This window comes from Streptomyces massasporeus (assembly GCF_014648995.1).
Taxonomy (GTDB): Bacteria; Actinomycetota; Actinomycetes; order Streptomycetales; family Streptomycetaceae; genus Streptomyces; species Streptomyces massasporeus.
In genome coordinates this window covers 215,539-233,638 of record NZ_BMSE01000007.1, presented here as the reverse complement: position 1 = coordinate 233,638, position 18,100 = coordinate 215,539, and the positions used below count along the sequence as shown (strand labels likewise).

The 18,100-nt window shown below is 72.2% G+C and carries 15 protein-coding genes; 7 read left to right on the top strand and 8 right to left on the bottom strand.

All coding sequences use genetic code 11. From position 1 onward, the window contains the following. Window positions 1-12: 12 nt before the first annotated feature. Both IE153_RS18460 and IE153_RS18455 read right to left on the bottom strand, forming a co-directional pair. The gene (locus IE153_RS18460) at window positions 13-1,050 is read right to left on the bottom strand and encodes a LacI family DNA-binding transcriptional regulator (RefSeq protein ID WP_189590777.1); all 1,038 of its coding nucleotides are present in this window, start codon (window positions 1,048-1,050) and stop codon (window positions 13-15) included. Beyond that, window positions 1,047-3,434, bottom strand: coding sequence for a glycoside hydrolase family 2 protein (locus IE153_RS18455; RefSeq protein WP_189590776.1), 2,388 nt, complete (start codon window positions 3,432-3,434; stop codon window positions 1,047-1,049). The genes IE153_RS18460 and IE153_RS18455 overlap by 4 nt, the downstream gene beginning before the upstream one ends. A 163-nt stretch (window positions 3,435-3,597) precedes the next feature. On the opposite strand from IE153_RS18455, the gene IE153_RS18450 reads away from it, so the two are divergent. Genes IE153_RS18450 through IE153_RS18440 form a run of 3 tightly spaced genes read left to right on the top strand, consistent with a single transcriptional unit; the run spans window position 3,598 to window position 6,682 of the window. Then, window positions 3,598-4,911, top strand: coding sequence for an ABC transporter substrate-binding protein (locus IE153_RS18450; RefSeq protein ID WP_189590775.1), 1,314 nt, complete (start codon window positions 3,598-3,600; stop codon window positions 4,909-4,911). Beyond that, window positions 4,911-5,855 (top strand): carbohydrate ABC transporter permease, encoded by a 945-nt coding sequence (locus tag IE153_RS18445; RefSeq protein WP_189590774.1) that lies wholly within the window; start codon window positions 4,911-4,913, stop codon window positions 5,853-5,855. The genes IE153_RS18450 and IE153_RS18445 overlap by 1 nt, the downstream gene beginning before the upstream one ends. Beyond that, entirely contained in the window at window positions 5,852-6,682 is an 831-nt protein-coding gene (locus tag IE153_RS18440; protein ID WP_097221491.1) for a carbohydrate ABC transporter permease, read from the top strand. The genes IE153_RS18445 and IE153_RS18440 overlap by 4 nt, the downstream gene beginning before the upstream one ends. A gap of 76 nt (window positions 6,683-6,758) precedes the next feature. Here the strand turns inward: IE153_RS18440 and IE153_RS18435 are convergent, their stop codons facing one another. The 3 genes from IE153_RS18435 to IE153_RS18425 form a co-directional block, all read right to left on the bottom strand. Next, window positions 6,759-8,048, bottom strand: coding sequence for a ribonuclease D (locus IE153_RS18435; RefSeq protein ID WP_189590773.1), 1,290 nt, complete (start codon window positions 8,046-8,048; stop codon window positions 6,759-6,761). A gap of 186 nt (window positions 8,049-8,234) precedes the next feature. Next, entirely contained in the window at window positions 8,235-8,897 is a 663-nt protein-coding gene (locus tag IE153_RS18430; RefSeq protein WP_003993737.1) for a response regulator transcription factor, read from the bottom strand. 335 nt (window positions 8,898-9,232) lie between these two features. After that, entirely contained in the window at window positions 9,233-9,907 is a 675-nt protein-coding gene (locus tag IE153_RS18425) for a DUF3000 domain-containing protein (protein ID WP_189590772.1), read from the bottom strand. A 101-nt stretch (window positions 9,908-10,008) separates the two neighbouring features. Here IE153_RS18425 and hemE point away from each other — a divergent pair, with 101 nt between their 5' ends. Continuing rightward, entirely contained in the window at window positions 10,009-11,076 is a 1,068-nt protein-coding gene (hemE, locus tag IE153_RS18420; protein ID WP_097221495.1) for a uroporphyrinogen decarboxylase, read from the top strand. Window positions 11,077-11,190: 114 nt separating this feature from the next. After that, window positions 11,191-11,523 (top strand): hypothetical protein, encoded by a 333-nt coding sequence (locus IE153_RS18415; RefSeq protein ID WP_189590771.1) that lies wholly within the window; start codon window positions 11,191-11,193, stop codon window positions 11,521-11,523. Between the two features lie 106 nt (window positions 11,524-11,629). Here the strand turns inward: IE153_RS18415 and IE153_RS18410 are convergent, their stop codons facing one another. Together IE153_RS18410 and IE153_RS18405 are read right to left on the bottom strand one after the other, a co-directional pair. Then, window positions 11,630-13,018: an FAD-dependent oxidoreductase gene (locus IE153_RS18410; RefSeq protein WP_189590770.1), complete on the bottom strand. Its 1,389-nt coding sequence runs from the start codon at window positions 13,016-13,018 to the stop codon at window positions 11,630-11,632. A gap of 27 nt (window positions 13,019-13,045) precedes the next feature. Then, entirely contained in the window at window positions 13,046-14,026 is a 981-nt protein-coding gene (locus tag IE153_RS18405) for a DUF4349 domain-containing protein (protein ID WP_189590769.1), read from the bottom strand. Window positions 14,027-14,184: 158 nt separating this feature from the next. Here IE153_RS18405 and hemG point away from each other — a divergent pair, with 158 nt between their 5' ends. Then, window positions 14,185-15,630: a protoporphyrinogen oxidase gene (gene hemG, locus IE153_RS18400; protein ID WP_189590768.1), complete on the top strand. Its 1,446-nt coding sequence runs from the start codon at window positions 14,185-14,187 to the stop codon at window positions 15,628-15,630. A gap of 5 nt (window positions 15,631-15,635) precedes the next feature. Then, window positions 15,636-16,379: a hydrogen peroxide-dependent heme synthase gene (hemQ, locus tag IE153_RS18395; RefSeq protein WP_189590767.1), complete on the top strand. Its 744-nt coding sequence runs from the start codon at window positions 15,636-15,638 to the stop codon at window positions 16,377-16,379. On the opposite strand, the gene IE153_RS18390 is transcribed toward hemQ, so the two are convergent. Then, entirely contained in the window at window positions 16,380-17,987 is a 1,608-nt protein-coding gene (locus IE153_RS18390; protein WP_189590766.1) for an alpha/beta hydrolase, read from the bottom strand. Between the last annotated feature and the right edge of the window lie 113 nt (window positions 17,988-18,100).

The window sequence follows — 18,100 nt, the reverse complement described above, 5'->3', positions numbered from 1 at the left end:
GAGCGGTGAAGGTCACACCTTCGGCGGTGCCGTGGACCCCCGCGGCGTCAGCACAGGGGTCGGCACCGGGTGTGACCCGCCCTCACCCCCGGTGATCACCGAGAACAACGTCCGGGCCACCTCCGCCCCGAACCCGTGCACGTCATGACTCATCGCCGACAGCGTCGGATGCGTCAGCCGGCACAGCTGCGAGTCGTCCCAGGCCAGCAGCGACACGTCCTCCGGCACCCGAAGCCCCATCTCCGCCGCCACCGACAGCCCCGCCACCGCCATGATGTCGTTGTCGTACACGATCGCGGTCGGCCGGTCGGCCGGTGCCGCGGTCAGCAGCGACCGGGTCGCCCGCGCCCCCGCGTCCCCCGAGAAGTCCGTGGCCACCTGCCACGCCCCGGCCAGCGCGAGTGCCCCCGCCGCCTCGTCGAACGCCGCCGTCCGGATCGACGTGTGCCCGAGGTCCGCCGCCCCGCCGACCCGGGCGATCCGCCGGTGACCGAGCGCGGCCAGATACCGCACCGCCTCCGTCACGGCCGTGGCGTCGTCCGTCCACACCGAGGTGAGCCCCCCGGTCAGCGAGGGGTGCCCGACGGCGACCACCGGCATCCCGAGCCGCTCCGTCATGGCGACCCGCGGATCGTCCGCGCGGAAGTCGACGAGGATCGACCCGCCGATCTGCCGCCCCCGCCACCACGCCTCCTGGACGCCCACTTCCTCGTCCATGTTCCGTACGAGCCGCAGCAGCAGCGAGCTGGAATGCTCGGCCAGCACGCTCTCCACGCCGGAGACGAACTCCATGTACCAGGGCTCGAGGCCGAGCACCCGCGCCGGACGGCACACGGCGAGACCGACCACGTCCACCCGCGATCCGGCCAGCGTCCGCGCCGTGAGGCTCGGCGACCAGCCCAGCTCCCGCGCCGCGAGGAAGATCCGGTCCCGGGTGGCCTCCGACAGCCCGGGCTTGTGGTTGAAGGCGAGGGACACGGCACCCTTGGACACGCCGGCGCGCGCGGCGACGTCCTTGATGGTGACGCGAGGGGTCGGCGTTGCCGTCATCGGGTGGGCTCCACGCAGTACAGGGCCGAACGAGCAGTCTCCGCGTCCGGAGTCTTCCAGCCGCGCACCCCGATGGTCACCTCTTCGCCCGGCAGCAGTGTGACCAGCCCTCGGTCGGCCCGCGCCCCCGGCTCCATCCGGTCGGCCTGGAGCAGCAGGTCCCGGACCAGGGTGCGGGCTCTCACCGTGATCCCGCCCGGAGCGAGCGTGACCTCGAACCGCGGGGCCGGGTAGGGGACTTCACGGTCCGGTACGGGGAAGTGCAGCGCCCGCAGCCCCTCCGCCTCCGCGCCGGCGTCCGCGTCCGCGACCAGGAACTCCTTCGGCCCGACGGGCGTCAGCTCGCGCGGCACGTCCACCCGGGCCACGCTCCGGGCCCCGGCCGCCAGCTCCACATCCGCCTGCCCCAGCACCTCGCCCTCGACGGACATCCGCCGCAGGGTCAGCGCCCCCGTCCAGTCCTCGGCCGCCTGGTTCACGGCGGCCAGCACCAGCCGGCCGTCCCGCTCCCGGAACGTCAGCAACCGGTCCGCGTACAGCCGCCGCAGCTCGTGGTACAGCGGCTTCTCCCGGCCGTCCCCGTCGATCGCCGCCCAGGACGTCACCGGCCAGCAGTCGTTGAGCTGCCAGACGATCGTGCCCGCGCACACCGGCCAGTGGGAGCGCCAGTGCTCGATCCCGGCGGCGACCGCCCGCGCCTGGTTGAGCTGCATCAGGTAGTGCCAGCGGTCGAAGTCCCCGTCCGGCACGGCGAAATGCCGCTCGAGTCCCCGCTCCAGCTTGCCGTTGCCGTCGTCCGCCTTCTGGTGGTGCAGCATGCCGGGGGAGTCCGGCGCGAGCTCCTCCCCGGGCAGCGCCCGGCGCAGCGTGGTGTACGCGGGCGGCGCCTGCCAGCCGAACTCGGCGACGAACCGCGGCACGCTCAGCCGGTAGTCCGCGTAGTCCTCCCGGTTCCACACCTCCCACGAGTGGTGGGTGCCGTGCGCCGGGTCGTTCGGGTGGTGCTCCCAGGACCCGGACCACGGGCTGCCCGCCGTGTACGGCCGGGTCGGGTCCAACTCGGCCACCACCCGCGGCAGCACGCCCAGGTAGTAGCCCTCCCCCCAGGAGTCCCCGGCCAGCCGCGGCTCCCACTCCCAGTCCCGGAAGCCCCACAGGTTCTCGTTGTTGCCGTTCCACAGCACGAGCGACGGATGCGGCATCAGCCGTACGACGTTCTCCCGCGCCTCGGCCTCCACCTCGCCGCGCAGCGGCTGCTCCTCCGGATAGGCGGCGCAGGCGAACGGGAAGTCCTGCCAGACCAGCAGGCCCAGCTCGTCGCAGGCGTCGTAGAAGTCCTCGCTCTCGTAGATCCCGCCGCCCCAGATCCGGACGAGATCGACGCCCGCGCCGGCCGCCTGCTCCAGCCGCTCCCGGTAGCGCTCGCGGGTGATCCGGGACGGGAAGACGTCGTCGGGGATCCAGTTGACGCCCCGGGCGAAGAGCCGCTCGCCGTTGACGACGAGGGTGAAGCCGGTGCCGTGCGCATCGGGCCGCCGGTCCAGCTCCACGGTCCGGAAGCCGACCCGCCGCCGCCACACGTCCAGCGCGTCCTCGCCGTGCAGAAGCTTCAACTCGACGTCGTACAGCGGCTGTTCGCCGTACCCGCGCGGCCACCACAGCCGCGCGTCCGGCACTCGCAGCCGTACGGTCCCGCCCGCCCCCTCGATCTCCGCCCGCGCCCGCACCCCCGCGACGGTCGCCTCCACGGCGAGCGGTGCCTCGACGCGGGTCCGCTCGACGTCGACGGCCAGCTCGACGACGCCCGTGCCGTCCTCGACGGTGACCAGCGGGCGCACCCGGGCGATCCGGGCCGTCGACCAGTGCTCCAGGCGCACCGGCCGCCAGATCCCGGCCGTCACCAGGGTCGGCCCCCAGTCCCAGCCGAAGGAGCAGGCCATCTTGCGCAGGTACTGGTAGGGCTCGGCGTAGGCGGCGGGCCGTTCGCCGACCCGGCCCCGCACCGCCTCGGCCTCCGCGTAGGCGGAGACGAACCGCACGGACAGCCGCCCGGACAGGCCCGTCACGTCGAACCGGTACGAGCGGTGCATGTTGCGCACCGTCCCCAGCAGCCGCCCGTCCAGGGAGATCTCGGCGACGGTGTCGAGCCCGTCGAAGACCAGGTCGGTCTGCTCCTGCCCCCACGGGCCGCCGAGCTGCCGCTCGTACGTCCAGTCCCGGCGCCCCACCCACGCCACCTCGGTCTCGCCCAGGCCGAGGAACGGGTCCGGAATCACCCCGGCGGCCATCAGGTCGGTGTGCACGCACCCCGGCACGACGGCGGGCAGCGTGTCCGAGTCGTGGCGCAGGATCCATCCCTCGCCGAGCGGTGTCGCCTCCAGCATGCGCACTCCCTTAACCGGTCCAGTGAAGAGTCGAGTGACGGTTTCGCATCGTTGGCGGGATTGGGACTTTACCGGTTGAGTGCGCGCTGCCAGAGTTCCGAACCAGCCATACCGCACGTGCTCGTCCGTCCCGAGTTCCCCTCCGCGAACGGAGCTGATGCACATGAACCGCCGTACCCTCCTCGCCCTCGCCGTGGGCGCGGCCCTGCTGGCGTCCGGCTGCACCGGCACCGGAGGCTCCTCGAAGGGCGCCGACGCCGAGGCGCCCGACGATCCCTCCACAGTCGACGGGACCATCACCGTCCTCACTCACCGGACCGACCTCGTGCAGGACGGGACGATGAAGAAGTACGCCGCCGAGTTCAACAAGACGTATCCGAAGGTGAAGGTCGAGTTCGACGGCATCACCGACTACGAGGGCGAAGTCAAGATCCGTATGAACACGGAGAACTACGGCGACGTCCTCATGATCCCCGCGGTGATCGAGAAGAAGGACTACCCGAAGTTCTTCGCCTCCCTGGGCAGCAAGGAGGAGCGGAGCGAGAAGTACCGCTTCACCGACTACACGGCCGTCGGCGGCAAGGTCTACGGCCAGAGCCCGCTCGGCGCGGTCCCGGGGTTCATCTACAACAAGAAGGTGTGGAAAGAGGCCGGAGTCACCGACTGGCCCACGACCCCGGACGAGTTCCTCGCCGGCCTCAAGGCGGTCAAGTCGAAGACCGACGCGGTCCCCTACTACACCAACTTCAAGGACGGCTGGCCGCTCAGCCAGTGGACGGGAGTCAGGGGCTCGGTCAGCTGCGACGAGCAGGCCACCACCAGGTGGGCCGAGGGCAACCCCTGGGCCGAGGGCGGCGAACTGCGCGTGGCGGACCGTCTGCTGTACGACATCGTGCACGAGGGGCTCGTCGAGAAGGACCCGACCACCACCAACTGGGAGGCGTCCAAACCCAGGCTGGCCAAGGGCGAGATCGCCACCATGTGGCTCGGCTCCTGGGCGGTCATCCAGATGCAGGGCGCGGCGAAGCAGGCCGGCACCGACCCGGACGACATCGGGTTCATGCCCTTCCCCGCCCAGAAGGACGGCACCTTCTGCGCGGTGACGTCGCCCGACTACAACCAGGCCGTCAACATCCACTCCTCGCACAAGGGGGCCGCCCGCGCCTGGATCGACTGGTTCACCGACAAGTCCGGCTACGCGCAGGACAACCTGGCGCTGTCCCCGCTCAAGGACGCCCCGCTGCCCGACATGCTGAAGCCGTACGAGGAGGCGGGCGTCAAGCTCCTCGACCTCGACGACAGCAAGGGCGCCGAGCTGAAGACCATCGAGAACCAGTCCGAGGTCGGCATCAGCAAGCCGGACTACCGCAAGGAACTCGTCGACATGGCCCGCGGCGCCAGGAAGGGCGACCCGGACGACTTTCTGGACGGCCTCGGCGAGAAGTGGACCGAGACCCAGAAGTCGCTGGGGTACTGATGACGGGCACGACCGAGACGGCGGCCGTCAAGGCGGCCGCGGGGGCGGCCACCGCCCCGGCACCCGCCCCGCGCCCGGCACGCCTGTGGCGCGGGGCCACCCCCTGGCTCTTCCTGCTCGCCCCGCTCGCCCTCCTGATCGTCTTCACCTACGCGCCGATCGCCAACATGGTCGCGTACAGCTTCACCGACTGGGACGGGGTGAGCCCCGAGCTGCGCTGGACGGGCACCGAGAACTACGCCGAACTCTTCACGCGCCCGGAGCTGTTCGAGGTCTTCTGGGTCAGCGGCTACTACCTGGCGGCGTCGGTGATCCAGATCGTGGCCGCGCTCTACTTCGCCACGATCCTCAGCTTCAACGTCCGCTTCCGGAACTTCTTCAAGGGCGTGCTGTTCTTCCCGTACCTGATCAACGGCGTGGCGATCGGGTTCGTCTTCCTCTACTTCTTCCAGGACGGCGGCACCCTCGACTCCGTGCTGAGCCTGCTTGGCGTGCAGACGGACCGCGCCTGGCTGGGCACCCCGACGTCGGCGAACACCTCTCTGGCCGCCGTCTCCGTCTGGCGCTACCTGGGCCTGAACTTCGTCCTCTTCCTCGGCGCGATCCAGTCGATCCCCGGGGAACTGTACGAGGCGGCCGAGCTGGACGGCGCGAACCGCTGGCACCAGTTCCGCCACATCATCGCGCCGGGCATCAAGCCGGTCCTGTCCCTCACCGTGATCCTCTCGATCTCGGGCTCCCTGTCGGTCTTCGAGATCCCGTACATCATGACCGGCGGCGCGACCGGCACCGAGACGTTCGTCATCCAGACCGTGAAGCTGGCATTCCAGTTCAACAAGACGGGACTCGCCTCGGCGGCCGCGGTCGTACTGCTGCTGATCGTCCTGGCGGTGACCTGGGTGCAGCGGCGCCTCGCCCCCGACGACAAGGTGGACCTCGTATGACACGCCGCGCGGTGACCCGCGTCCTCGTGTATCTGTCGCTGATCGCGGCGACCGCGGTGGTCCTGCTCCCGCTGGCCGCCGTGTTCCTGACCTCGCTGAAGACCGAGAAGGAGATGGCGGCAGGCAGCGGAGCGCTCGCGCTGCCCGGCGACCCGTTCAACTTCGACAACTACGTGACGGCGTTCCAGGACGGCCGCATGCTCTCGGCGTTCGCCAACACCGCGATCATCCTGGTCGTCGCCATCGGCGGCACGGTCCTCATCGGTTCGATGACGGCCTACGCCATCGACCGCTTCCGGTTCCGCTTCCGTACGTCGGTGCTGGCCCTGTTCCTGGTCGCCGCGCTGGTCCCCGGCGTGACCACCCAGGTGGCCACCTTCCAGATCGTCAACAGCTTCGGCATGTTCGACAGCCTCTGGGCACCGATCGCCCTCTACATGGGCACCGACATCGTCTCGATCTACATCTTCCTGCAGTTCGTCCGCTCGATCCCGGTCTCCCTGGACGAGTCGGCCCGCATCGACGGCGCCAACGCCTTCACGGTCTACCGCAAGGTCATCTTCCCGCTGCTGAAACCGGCGATCGCGACGGTGGTGATCGTGAAGGGGATCACCGTCTACAACGACTTCTACATCCCCTTCCTCTACATGCCCTCCGAAGATCTTGGCGTGATCTCGACGTCGCTGTTCCGCTTCAAGGGGCCGTTCGGCGCCCACTGGGAGACGATCTCGGCAGGGGCGATCCTGGTGATCGTCCCCACCCTGGCCGTCTTCCTGTTCCTCCAGCGGTTCATCTACAACGGTTTCACCCGGGGGGCCACGAAGTAGCCGCCCTTCTTTCAGGGGCGCGGGGAACTGCGCGAACAGCCACATGCGACCCGCGGCCGCCGGACGACGCGAAGCCCTACGGCGCCTTGGCGGACAACGCGGTCACCAGCACCGGCGTCACCTGCTCCACCTGCCACGGACGTGCCCCGTGCCCGGCCAGCGCCGCCCCGACGGACTCCGCGTCCACCACCGCCGGCGGCTCCCAGCACACCCGTCGCACGGTGTCCGGCGTGATCAGATTCTCCTGCGGCATGCTCAGCCGCTCGGCCAGCGCCGACACCCCGGCCCGGGCCGCGGACAACCGCGCCGCGGCCACGGGGTCCTTGTCGGCCCAGGCGCGCGGCGGCGGAGGCCCGGTCACCGACTGGCCGGGCTGCGGCAGCTGCGCCTCGCTCAGCCCCTTGGCCCGATCCACCGCCGCCTGCCACTGCTCCAGCTGCCGCTTGCCCACGCGGTGGCCGAAACCGTTCAGCGCGGCCAGGGCGTGCACATTGGCCGGAAGCGCCAGCGCGGCCTCCACGATGGCCGCGTCCCCGAGCACCTTGCCCGGCGACACGTCCCGGCGCTGCGCGATCCGGTCCCGGGTCTGCCACAGCTCCCGTACGACGGCCAGCTGCCGCCGCCTGCGTACCTTGTGCATGCCGGACGTGCGCCGCCACGGGTCCTTGCGGGGCTCGGGTGGCGGAGCCGAGGCGATCGCGTCGAACTCCTGGCGGGCCCAGTCCAGCTTGCCCTGCCGGTCCAGCTCCTTCTCCAGCGCGTCGCGCAGGTCGACGAGCAGCTCGACGTCCAGCGCCGCGTAGCGCAGCCAGGGCTCGGGCAGCGGCCGGGTCGACCAGTCGACGGCGGAGTGCCCCTTCTCCAGGACGAAGCCCAGCACGCTCTCGACCATCGCGCCGAGGCCGACCCGGGGGAACCCGGCGAGCCGCCCGGCCAGCTCCGTGTCGAACAGCCGCGTCGGCACCATGCCTATCTCGCGCAGGCACGGCAGGTCCTGGGTGGCGGCGTGCAGCACCCACTCGACGCCGGACAGGGCATCGCCGAGGGCGGACAGGTCGGGGCAGGCCACGGGGTCGATGAGGGCCGTTCCGGCGCCCTCGCGGCGCAGCTGCACGAGGTAGGCACGCTGCCCGTAGCGGTAGCCGGACGCGCGCTCGGCGTCGACGGCGACGGGCCCGGACCCCGCCTCGAAGGCGGCGATCACCCGGGCCAGGGCGGTCTCGTCCGCGATGACGGGCGGAATGCCCTCACGCGGCTCCAGCAAAGGGATCGGCGCCTCCGTAGCAGAAGATCCGCCGTCGTCCGGAGGGGCGCCTCCGGTGGTTCGCAGTGAGCTGTCTGCTGCGGTGTCGTGGGCGTCGGTCACCTGTCAAGGGTATCCATGTATGGACAGCGCCCGCCGACGGAACGTTCCGTCGACGGGCGCCCGAGGGTCGCAAACCAGTCATGTCGGGGAAGCGGCGGGTTCACGAACCGTGTGTGACGTGAACGGGGTCGACGGCCGACCCCGTTCACGTGAATGAATGATCACGAAGGGTCACGGCGGATCGGGTCAGTGGATGATCCCGGTCCGCAGCGCCACCGCGACCATGCCGGCACGGTCGCCCGTGCCGAGCTTGCGGGCGATGCGGGCGAGGTGGCTCTTGACGGTCAGGGCGGACAGGCCCATCGAGACGCCGATCGCCTTGTTCGACTGGCCTTCCGCGACCAGCCGCAGCACCTCGACCTCGCGGCCGGACAGTTCGCGGTAGCCGCCCGGGTGGCTCGGGGCACCCGGGGGGCGGCGGTGCAGTCGCGCGGCGGCGGCGCCGATGGGGGCGGCGCCCGGCCGGGTGGGGAGCCCGACGTTGGTACGGGTGCCGGTGACGACGTAACCCTTCACTCCGCCGGCGAGTGCGTTGCGCACGGCGCCGATGTCGTCGGCGGCGGAGAGGGCGAGCCCGTTGGGCCAGCCCGCGGCGCGGGTCTCCGACAGCAGGGTGAGGCCGGAGCCGTCCGGCAGGTGGACGTCGGCGACACAGATGTCGCGGGGGTTGCCGATGCGGGGACGAGCCTCCGCGATGGACGAGGCCTCGATGACGTCGCGCACACCGAGCGCCCACAGATGGCGGGTGACGGTGGAACGGACGCGCGGGTCGGCCACGACCACCATGGCGGTCGGCTTGTTCGGGCGGTAGGCGACCAGGCTTGCGGGCTGCTCGAGGAGAACGGACACCAGGCCTCCTGGGGGGCGGGACGGGGCCGGCTCGCGGGGGTGAAGCCGGGACGAACCGTGCTTTCAAGGTCACAGTCGTCTTCGGCACCGAACCCGTCCGCCTTTAGAGAATGATCACGATTCGGTGATAACAATCCGTGCAATTCGGACACGCGGTCGATCATTCGAAGGCCGGACAGTTCCGGTCTGCGTCGGTACGCGGTCGAAAGTGGCCGTATCGACAAAGTGATTCGGCCAAGAGGGGTACTCAGGTGTGATCGTCGACCGGACATGGTTGACCGCCCCGCACAAGGTCGATCAGTGCGGGGCGGTCGGGGGTCGATCAGGGGGTTCGATCAGCGGGACTGCGGTCCTCGCCGCTGGGGGAGGGTCACGACGGACGCGTCCCCGGGGCCGGCCGGGGGCAGCCCCGCGATCTGGGCCAGCAGATCGCACCAGGCCGCCAGATGCGCGGCCGTGTCCGGGGCTCCGCCCAGGCCCTCGCGCGGCGTCCACGACGCACGGATCTCGATCTGCGAGGCGGCCGGGCGCGCGGACAGCCCGCCGAAGTAGTGGGAGCTTGCGCGTGTGACGGTGCCGCTCGGCTCCCCGTACGTCAGCCCGCGCGTCTGCAGGGCACCGGTCAGCCAGGACCAGCACACCTCCGGCAGCAGCGGGTCCGCCGCCATCTCCGGCTCCAGCTCCGCGCGCACCAGCGTCACCAGCCGGAAGGTGCCCTGCCAGGCGTCGTGCCCGGCCGGGTCGTGCAGCAGCACCAGCCGGCCGTCGGCCAGGTCCTGGTCGCCGTCGACGACCGCGGCCTCCAGCGCGTAGCTGTGAGGAGCGAGGCGCCTCGGCGGGGGCGTCGGCTCGACCTCGATCTGGGGCCGCAGCCGCGCCGCCTTGAGCGCGTCGACAGCGGCCCGGAAGGCCGGCGGGGCGGAGTCCGCCTCCCGCCGGTCGTTCTCGGTGTCCTTCGCTTCGTCCATTCCGCCAGCGCCGTCCGACAGTCGTCCCTGAGCCGCAGCCATGCGGGAAGATTACGGGGACCGGAGCCCGGGTGCCGGGCTAGACACCCCGCACCTCTCCAGGGGCTGAATAGTGCCGTCCGACGGCGTGCGAAACTTGGCCCGTGAGTGCCAACGACGCCCCCCGGGTCCAGCAGCCGTCCGCCCCGCACGACTCCGCCTTCCTCAAGGCCTGCCGGCGCGAGCCCGTGCCGCACACGCCGGTGTGGTTCATGCGGCAGGCCGGGCGCTCACTGCCGGAGTACCGCAAGGTGCGCGAGGGCATCCCGATGCTCGAGTCCTGCATGCGTCCGGAACTGGTCACCGAGATCACGCTCCAGCCGGTGCGCCGGCACGGCGTGGACGCGGCGATCTACTTCAGCGACATCGTCGTCCCGCTCAAGGCCATCGGCATCGACCTCGACATCAAGCCCGGCGTCGGCCCGGTCGTCGAGCGCCCGATCCGCACCCGCGAGGACCTCGCGCAGCTGCGCGACCTCACCCCCGAGGACGTCTCCTACGTCACCGAGGCCATCGGCCTGCTCACCCGCGAGCTCGGCGCCACGCCCCTCATCGGCTTCGCCGGCGCGCCCTTCACCCTCGCCAGCTACCTGGTCGAGGGCGGCCCGTCACGCACGTACGAGAACGCCAAGGCCATGATGTACGGCGACCCCGAGCTGTGGGCCGACCTGCTCGACCGCCTCGCGGACATCACCGCCGCGTTCCTGAAGGTGCAGATCGAGGCGGGTGCCTCGGCGGTCCAGCTGTTCGACTCCTGGGCCGGTGCGCTGGCTCCCGTCGACTACCGGCGTTCGGTGCTGCCGGCGTCGGCGAAGGTCTTCGAGGCCGTGGCCGGGTACGGCGTGCCGCGCATCCACTTCGGTGTCGGCACCGGCGAGCTGCTGGGTCTCATGGGCGAGGCCGGCGCGGACGTCGTCGGCGTCGACTGGCGCGTCCCGATGGACGAGGCCGCCCGCCGCGTCGGCCCCGGCAAGGCGCTCCAGGGCAACCTCGACCCGACCGTGCTGTTCGCCTCGACGGAGGCCGTCGAGGCGAAGACCCTGGAGGTCCTGGACTCGGCGAAGGACCTCGAGGGCCACATCTTCAACCTCGGCCACGGCGTCATGCCGTCCACGGACCCGGACGCGCTGACGCGGCTCGTGGAGCACGTGCACACGCAGACCGCGCGCTGACGCGGGGTCCGATCGGCCGGTCCGCTGAACGCGGCCGCACGCGCGTGCGTATGTCTCGGCAACCGCCCGCGGCGCGGGGAAGGCGGGTCGCGGGGCCGACGTGAGGAACAGGCGATGAACGACCGAGTTACTCCCGCGATGCACGCACTGCCCGACGGTGAGGCGGAGCTGACGCTGGTGGTGCGGCTGCCCTGGGAGGACGTGGCCCGCCTGGGTCAGGAGGCGGGGCGGCTGGCCACGCAGTTGCGGCGGCCCGTGACGCTGGAGGAGGCGGTGAGCCACCGGTTGCGGTCGACCCGGGTGGCTTCGCACGCGAAGCCGGCGGGGGAGCAGCCGCCGGCGGTGACGGCCGCTCCGGCGTCGGTGTCGTCGTTGCCGTCCCGGCCACCGGCGGAGCAGGCGCGGCAGGCGATCGACCGGATCAACGGTACGGCTGGGACGGCATAGGCCGTTTCGCCGGAGGGGTGCGGGGACGTCGGCAGGTGCGGGCCCGTTGTGGTTTCTCGCGCAGTTCCCCGCGCCGAGGCCCCTGAGGGCGCGGCCCCGCCCCACCTCACACGGAACCGCGCACCTTCGCCGCCGCCTTGCGGGCCGCCACCAGGACCGGGTCCCAGACCGGGGAGAACGGTGGGGCGTAGCCGAGGTCCAGGGCCGTCATCTGTTCCACCGTCATGCCTGCCGTGAGGGCGACCGCCGCGATGTCGACGCGTTTGCCCGCGCCCTCCCGGCCGACGATCTGGACACCGAGGAGGCGGCCCGTGCGGTGCTCGGCGAGCATCTTGACCGTCATGGCGGAGGCGTTCGGGTAGTAGCCCGCACGGCTGGTCGACTCGATGGTGACCGCCTCGAAGCGCAGGCCCACCCGGTGGGCGTCCTTCTCCCGCAGGCCCGTGCGGGCGATCTCCAGGTCGCAGACCTTGCTGACCGCCGTGCCGACCACGCCCGGGAAGGTCGCGTAGCCGCCGCCGACGTTGGTCCCGATGACCTGGCCGTGCTTGTTGGCGTGGGTGCCGAGCGGGACGTGCCGCTCCTGGCCCGAGACCAGGTCGAGGACCTCGACGCAGTCGCCGCCGGACCAGATGTCCTCGTGGCCGCGCACCCGCATCGAGCGGTCCGTGAGGAGACCGCCGTGCGAGCCGAGGGGGAGGCCGGCGGCCTTCGCGAGGGCCGTCTCGGGGCGGACGCCGATGCCGAGCACGACGACATCCGCGGGGAACTCGCGGTCCTCGGTGACCACCGCCCGCACCGCTCCGTCCTCGCCGGTCAGGATCTTCGTGACCTCGGCGTCGTTCACCATCGTGATGCCCAGGCCCTCCATGGCCTCGTGCACCAGACGGCCCATGTCGGGGTCGAGGGTCGACATGGGCTCGCTGCCCCGGTTGACGACCGTCACCTCGTAACCGCGCTTGATCAGCGCCTCGGCCATCTCCACGCCGATGTAACCGGCCCCGACGACCACCGCGCGGCGGCCCCGCGTGCCCTCCAGCGTGTCGAGGAGCGCCTGCCCGTCGTCCAGCGTCTGCACGCCGTGCACCCCGGCCGCGTCGGCCCCGGGCATGTCCGGCCGGATCGGCCGGGCGCCGGTCGCGATCACGAGTCGGTCGTACGACGTCCAGGACTCCTCGCCGGACTCCAGGTCACGCGCGCGTACCCGCTGCCCGTCGGGGTCGAGTTCCGTGACCTCGGTGCGCAGCCGCAGGTCGATGTCCCGGGCACGGTGCTCCTCGGGGGTGCGGGCGATGAGCCGGTCGCGTTCGCTGACGTCGCCGCCGACCCAGTAAGGGATGCCGCACGCCGAGTACGACGTGAAGTGGCCCCGTTCGAACGCCACGATCTCCAGCTCGTCGGGGCCCCTCAAACGGCGGGCCTGCGACGCCGCGGACATGCCCGCGGCGTCGCCGCCGACGACGACCAGTCGCTCCCGTGCACGGCTCATGTTCATGCGAACACGCTACGGGAGCAGGGCATTTCAGTCCCGCTCACCCGGGGTCCGCGGCTGCGTCGCCTCCGGGGCCGGACGGGCCGTCGGCAGCGGACCCAGCGCGGTCGCCGTGGGCGCGGGAGCGGGGCGGCGCGGCAGGCGAGGGCGTACGACGCGCAGCCACAGCAGGACGATCAGTGCGGCCACCGCCGCGAACGGCAGGACCGCGCCGAGGGCGACGGCGAGCCAGCGCAGCATCGTCACGAAGGCGCTCCAGCCGCCCGCGAGCGCGTCCACGAAGCCCGGGTCGTCGTCCTCGGCCGCCTTCTTCACCGGGGTCTCGGACAGCGACAGGGTGATGGTGGCCAGGCTGGCGCGGTCCTTCAGGGACTTCTGCCGGGCGAGCAGCGACTCCAGGTCGGCCTGGCGGGTGCTCAGTTCGCCCTCCAGGGTCACCACGTCGCTGAGCTTCGTGGCCCGGTCCATCAGTTCGCGGATCCGGGCCACGCTCGCGCGCTGCGTGGTGATGCGGCTCTCCACGTCCACGACCTGGTCGGTGACGTCCTCGGCCTTCGCGCTGCGGTCGAGGAGCTTGCCGGAGCCCTCCAGCTCGGCGAGGACCTCGTCGTACTTCTCGACGGGCACGCGCAGCACGACCCGGGTGCGCTCATGGCCCTCGGCGTCCCGGGTGGTCGTCTCGTTTCCGACGTAGCCGCCCGCGTTCTCCACGCCGGTGCGGGCCTGGTCCAGGGCCTTCGGGACGTCCTTGACCTGCACGGTCAGGGAGGCCGTGCGGATGATGTGGCTCGCGGCGAGCTTCGGCGGCGCCGTGGCCTTGGCGCCGCTGCCGGTGCCGCCGGGGGCGGCCTCGCCCGAGACGCCCTTGTCGTCCGCCCCGTGGTCGGCGGCGGCATTGCTGCCGCCCGAGGCGTCGTCCCCGGCGCTGCACCCCGTGAGTGCGAGGGCGGCGGCCAGCAGGAGCGCGGCCAGGGCCGGGGCGGGGCGTCGTACGGATCGTCGTGTGCGCATGCGGGCATCCCCCGGGGGTCGATTCTGCTGACGCTTCTTCGACGCCCGGACGGCGCCGATCGTTTGGTCCGGGACGGTTCCGATGCGGTCACGGTCGGGACTCGTGGCGGACACCGGGGCGCGGCGGCGCTGTCGGTGGGGTCTGAGAGGCTGGGGGCATGCGCGAAGTTCAAGGGCAGGTCGTCGTCATCGGGGCGGGCATCGCGGGACTGGCCGCCGCACACCGGCTGCTGGAGCGCGGGGCGCGGGTGACCGTGCTGGAGGCGTCCGACCGGGTCGGCGGCAAGCTGCTGCCCGGGGAGGTCGCGGGTGCGCGCGTGGACCTCGGCGCCGAGTCGATGCTGGCCCGCCGCCCCGAGGCGGTGGCGCTGGCACGCGCGGTGGGCCTCGCCGACCGCCTGCAGCCCCCCGCGACCGCCACGGCCTCGCTCTGGACCCGCGGCACCCTGCGCCCCTTCCCCAAGGGGCATGTGATGGGCGTGCCCGGCACCGCGTCGGCCCTGGCCGGTGTGCTGTCCGAGGAGGGCCTCGCCCGCATCGAGCGGGACGCCGAGCTGCCCCGCACCGAGGTCGGCGACGACGTGGCGGTGGGGGAGTACGTGGCGGAGCGCCTCGGCCGCGAGGTCGTCGACCGCCTGCTGGAGCCCATGCTGGGCGGGGTGTACGCGGGCGACGCGTACCGCATCTCCATGCGTTCGGCCGTCCCGCAGCTCTTCCAGGTGGCCCGGACCCACACCTCCCTGACGGAAGGGGTCCGCGAGCTCCAGGCCAAGGCGGCCGCCGCGCAGCAGACCGGCCCGGTGTTCATGGGCATCCGGGGCGGCATCGGCACCCTGCCCCTCGCGGTGGCCGACTCGGTCCGGGCACGCGGGGGCGAGATCCTCACCCGGACGCCGGTGACGGAGCTGCGTCGCACGCCCGAGGGCGGCTGGCAGGTCGGCTCCGGTGAGCGCGAGTGGCGCGCGGACGCCGTGGTCGTCGCCGCCCCCGCTCCGGTCGCCGCCCGGCTGCTGCGCGCCGAGACCCCCGGGGCCGCCGCCGAGCTCGACGCCGTCGAGTACGCCTCCATGGCCCTGGTCACCCTCGCCTACCGCCGCGACGAGACGGCCCTGCCCGACGGCAGCGGCTTCCTCGTGCCGCCGGTCGACGGGCGCACCATCAAGGCGTCCACGTTCGCCTCGCAGAAATGGGGCTGGATCGCCGACGACAACCCGGACCTGGTCGTCCTGCGCACCTCCGTCGGACGGTACGGCGAGACGGAGATCCTCCAGCGCGACGACCGCGAGCTGGTCGAGGTCTCCCGGCACGACCTGAAGGCGGCGACCGGCCTGGACGCCACGCCCGTCGCCACCCGGGTCACCCGCTGGGACGGCGGCCTGCCCCAGTACCCCGTCGGCCATCACGCCCGCGTCGCCCGCATCCGCGAGCACATCGCCCGGCTCCCCGGCCTCGCCGTCTGCGGCGCCCCGTACGACGGCGTCGGCATCCCGGCCTGCATCGCCAGTGCGTACGCGGCCGTGGACCAGATCCACGGCGACGCGGGCGGTGTGGAGGAGCTCACCGCCCACCCGGTGCAGAGCCTGCACGGCGGAGCGGGAGAATGAGAGGCATGAGTGACGACGCCTCCACCACGGCCTCCAGCGCCGCGCCCGACCGCATCGCGAACAAGGGCAAGCTGGCCAAGGACCTCAACGAGGTCATCCGTTACACGCTCTGGTCCGTCTTCAAGCTGAAGGACGTCCTCCCCGAGGACCGCGCCGGGTACGCCGACGAGGTCCAGGAGCTGTTCGACCAGCTCGCCGCCAAGGACGTGACCGTCCGCGGCACCTACGACGTCTCGGGCCTGCGCGCCGACGCCGACCTCATGATCTGGTGGCACGCGGAGACCAGCGACGCGCTGCAGGAGGCGTACAACCTCTTCCGCCGGACGAAGCTGGGCCGCGCCCTGGAGCCCGTCTGGTCGAACATGGCGCTGCACCGCCCCGCCGAGTTCAACCGCTCGCACATCCCGGCGTTCCTCGCCGACGAGACGCCCCGCAACTACGTGAGCGTCTATCCCTTCGTGCGGTCCTACGACTGGTACCTGCTGCCCGACGAGGACCGCCGCCGCATGCTCGCCGACCACGGCAAGATGGCCCGCGGCTACCCGGACGTGCGCGCCAACACCGTCGCCTCGTTCTCCCTCGGCGACTACGAGTGGCTCCTCGCCTTCGAGGCCGACGAGCTGTACCGCATCGTCGACCTCATGCGTCACCTGCGCGCCTCGGAGGCCCGTATGCACGTCCGCGAGGAGGTGCCGTTCTACACGGGCCGCCGCAAGGACATCGCCGAGCTGGTCGCCTCTCTGGCCTGATCAGCGGATGTGTCCCCCGGCCCCGGCCGCCCGGTCCGGGGCCGTCGGCTTCGGCTCGGCGTGCGGGGCGCACCGCGCGCTGCGTCCCGGCAGCCGGCCCTCCAGCAGATACGCCTCCAGGTGCCCGTTGACGCAGGCGTTCTGGCCGCCCACCAGCCCGTGGGCGCCCGCGTCCCGCTCCGTCACCAGCACCGAGCCCGCCAGGCGGTCGTGGAGTGCGAGGGCGCCGTCGTACGGCGTGGCGGCGTCCCGCTCGGCGGCCAGGATCAGGGTCGGCGGCAGCTCGCCCGGCCCGGCGCCGACGTCGAGCGGCCGCTGCCGGGGCGCCCGCCAGTAGGCGCACGGCAGGTTCGTCCACACGTTGTCCCAGGTCTCGAAGGGCGCAACCCGTGCGAGCCGGGTGTTGTCCCGGTCCCACACCTTCCAGTCCGTGGGCCAGGGGGCGTCGTTGCACTCGACGGTCACATAGACCGCGCGGGAGTTCTCCGCCTCGGCCGCAGCTTCCGGGTGCTGCTCCATCTGCTCGATCAGGGGCTTCGCATCACCCTTGAGGTACGCCGACAGCGCGTGCGCGCGGTGCGGCCACTGGTCGTCGTAGTAGCCGGCCTGCAAGAACGCCCCGTGCAACTGCCCCGGCCCGACCTTCCCGCCCGCCGGCTCGGCGGCCAGCCTCGCGCTCGCCCGCTCGTAACTGCGCAGCACCTCCCGCTCCGTCGCGCCCAGCCGGTACACGTCGTCGTGCCGGGCGATCCACTGCCGGACGTCCCGCCAGCGGTCTTCGAACGCCGCCGACTGGGCGAGGTTGTTGCGGTACCAGATCCGCCCGGGGCCGGGGTGGACCACCGAGTCGAACACCATCCGCCGTACGTGCGCGGGGAACAGCGTCGCGTACAGGGCGCCGAAGTAGGTGCCGTACGACGAGCCCATGAAGGTCAGCCGCTCCTCGCCGAGTGCGGCGCGCAGCACGTCGAGGTCGCGGGCGTTGTTCAGCGAGTGGTAGTGCCGCAGCGCACCGCCGTTCCGCTCGGCGCAACCCCGCGCGTACGCCTTCGCCTTCGCGATGCGCTCCCTCTTGTACGCCTCCGAGGGGTGGGCCGGCGCCTGCGAGGGCCCGGTGAGGAACTGCTTCGGGTCCTTGCACGACAGCGGTGCCGAACGGCCGACCCCGCGCGGAGCGTAGCCGACGAGGTCGTACGCGGCGGCGATCCGCTTCCACTCGGGGAGCAGGCCGATGAGCGGGAAGTACAGGCCGGTGGCACCGGGACCGCCCGGGTTGTGGACGAGGGCGCCTTGCCGGAGGACCGTGTGCTTGTCGTTCTGCGGGTCCTTCCGCGTGGCTTGGGCCCTGCTGACGGAGAGCTCGATCTGCCGACCGTCCGGGCGGGCGTAGTCCAGCGGGACGCTCACCGTGCCGCACTGCATGCGGCCCGGCAGGTCCTGCGCGTCGGGGCACGGGCCGAAGTCGACACCGGCCGCCTTCGCGCGCGCGGCGGCCACGGCGGTGCCGCGCCGCTCGGCCGCGCCCGTCCGGTCCTCGGCGTCCGGGGCCCCGGTGAGGGCGCTCAGCAGCAAGGACCCGGCGGCCGAGTAGAGGAGGGCGGCTCTCATCGCGTATCCCTTCGGTGCACGGTGGCGACGAAAGGGATGTTTCGTGCGGGCGGAGGGGAAGGCAAGCACCGTCGGCCGGTGTCGGGCCCCGTGCCCCCGAGCGCCCCCGGCCG

Coding starts and splice junctions, on each gene's coding strand:
- IE153_RS18415 (WP_189590771.1), top strand. CDS start 11,191: ATGAACGACCGAGTTACTCCCGCGATGCACGCACTGCCCGACGGTGAG.
- IE153_RS18455 (WP_189590776.1), bottom strand. CDS start 3,434: ATGCTGGAGGCGACACCGCTCGGCGAGGGATGGATCCTGCGCCACGAC.
- hemG (WP_189590768.1), top strand. CDS start 14,185: ATGCGCGAAGTTCAAGGGCAGGTCGTCGTCATCGGGGCGGGCATCGCG.
- IE153_RS18450 (WP_189590775.1), top strand. CDS start 3,598: ATGAACCGCCGTACCCTCCTCGCCCTCGCCGTGGGCGCGGCCCTGCTG.
- IE153_RS18405 (WP_189590769.1), bottom strand. CDS start 14,026: ATGCGCACACGACGATCCGTACGACGCCCCGCCCCGGCCCTGGCCGCG.
- IE153_RS18410 (WP_189590770.1), bottom strand. CDS start 13,018: ATGAACATGAGCCGTGCACGGGAGCGACTGGTCGTCGTCGGCGGCGAC.
- IE153_RS18460 (WP_189590777.1), bottom strand. CDS start 1,050: ATGACGGCAACGCCGACCCCTCGCGTCACCATCAAGGACGTCGCCGCG.
- hemQ (WP_189590767.1), top strand. CDS start 15,636: ATGAGTGACGACGCCTCCACCACGGCCTCCAGCGCCGCGCCCGACCGC.
- IE153_RS18425 (WP_189590772.1), bottom strand. CDS start 9,907: ATGGCTGCGGCTCAGGGACGACTGTCGGACGGCGCTGGCGGAATGGAC.
- IE153_RS18440 (WP_097221491.1), top strand. CDS start 5,852: ATGACACGCCGCGCGGTGACCCGCGTCCTCGTGTATCTGTCGCTGATC.
- IE153_RS18390 (WP_189590766.1), bottom strand. CDS start 17,987: ATGAGAGCCGCCCTCCTCTACTCGGCCGCCGGGTCCTTGCTGCTGAGC.
- IE153_RS18445 (WP_189590774.1), top strand. CDS start 4,911: ATGACGGGCACGACCGAGACGGCGGCCGTCAAGGCGGCCGCGGGGGCG.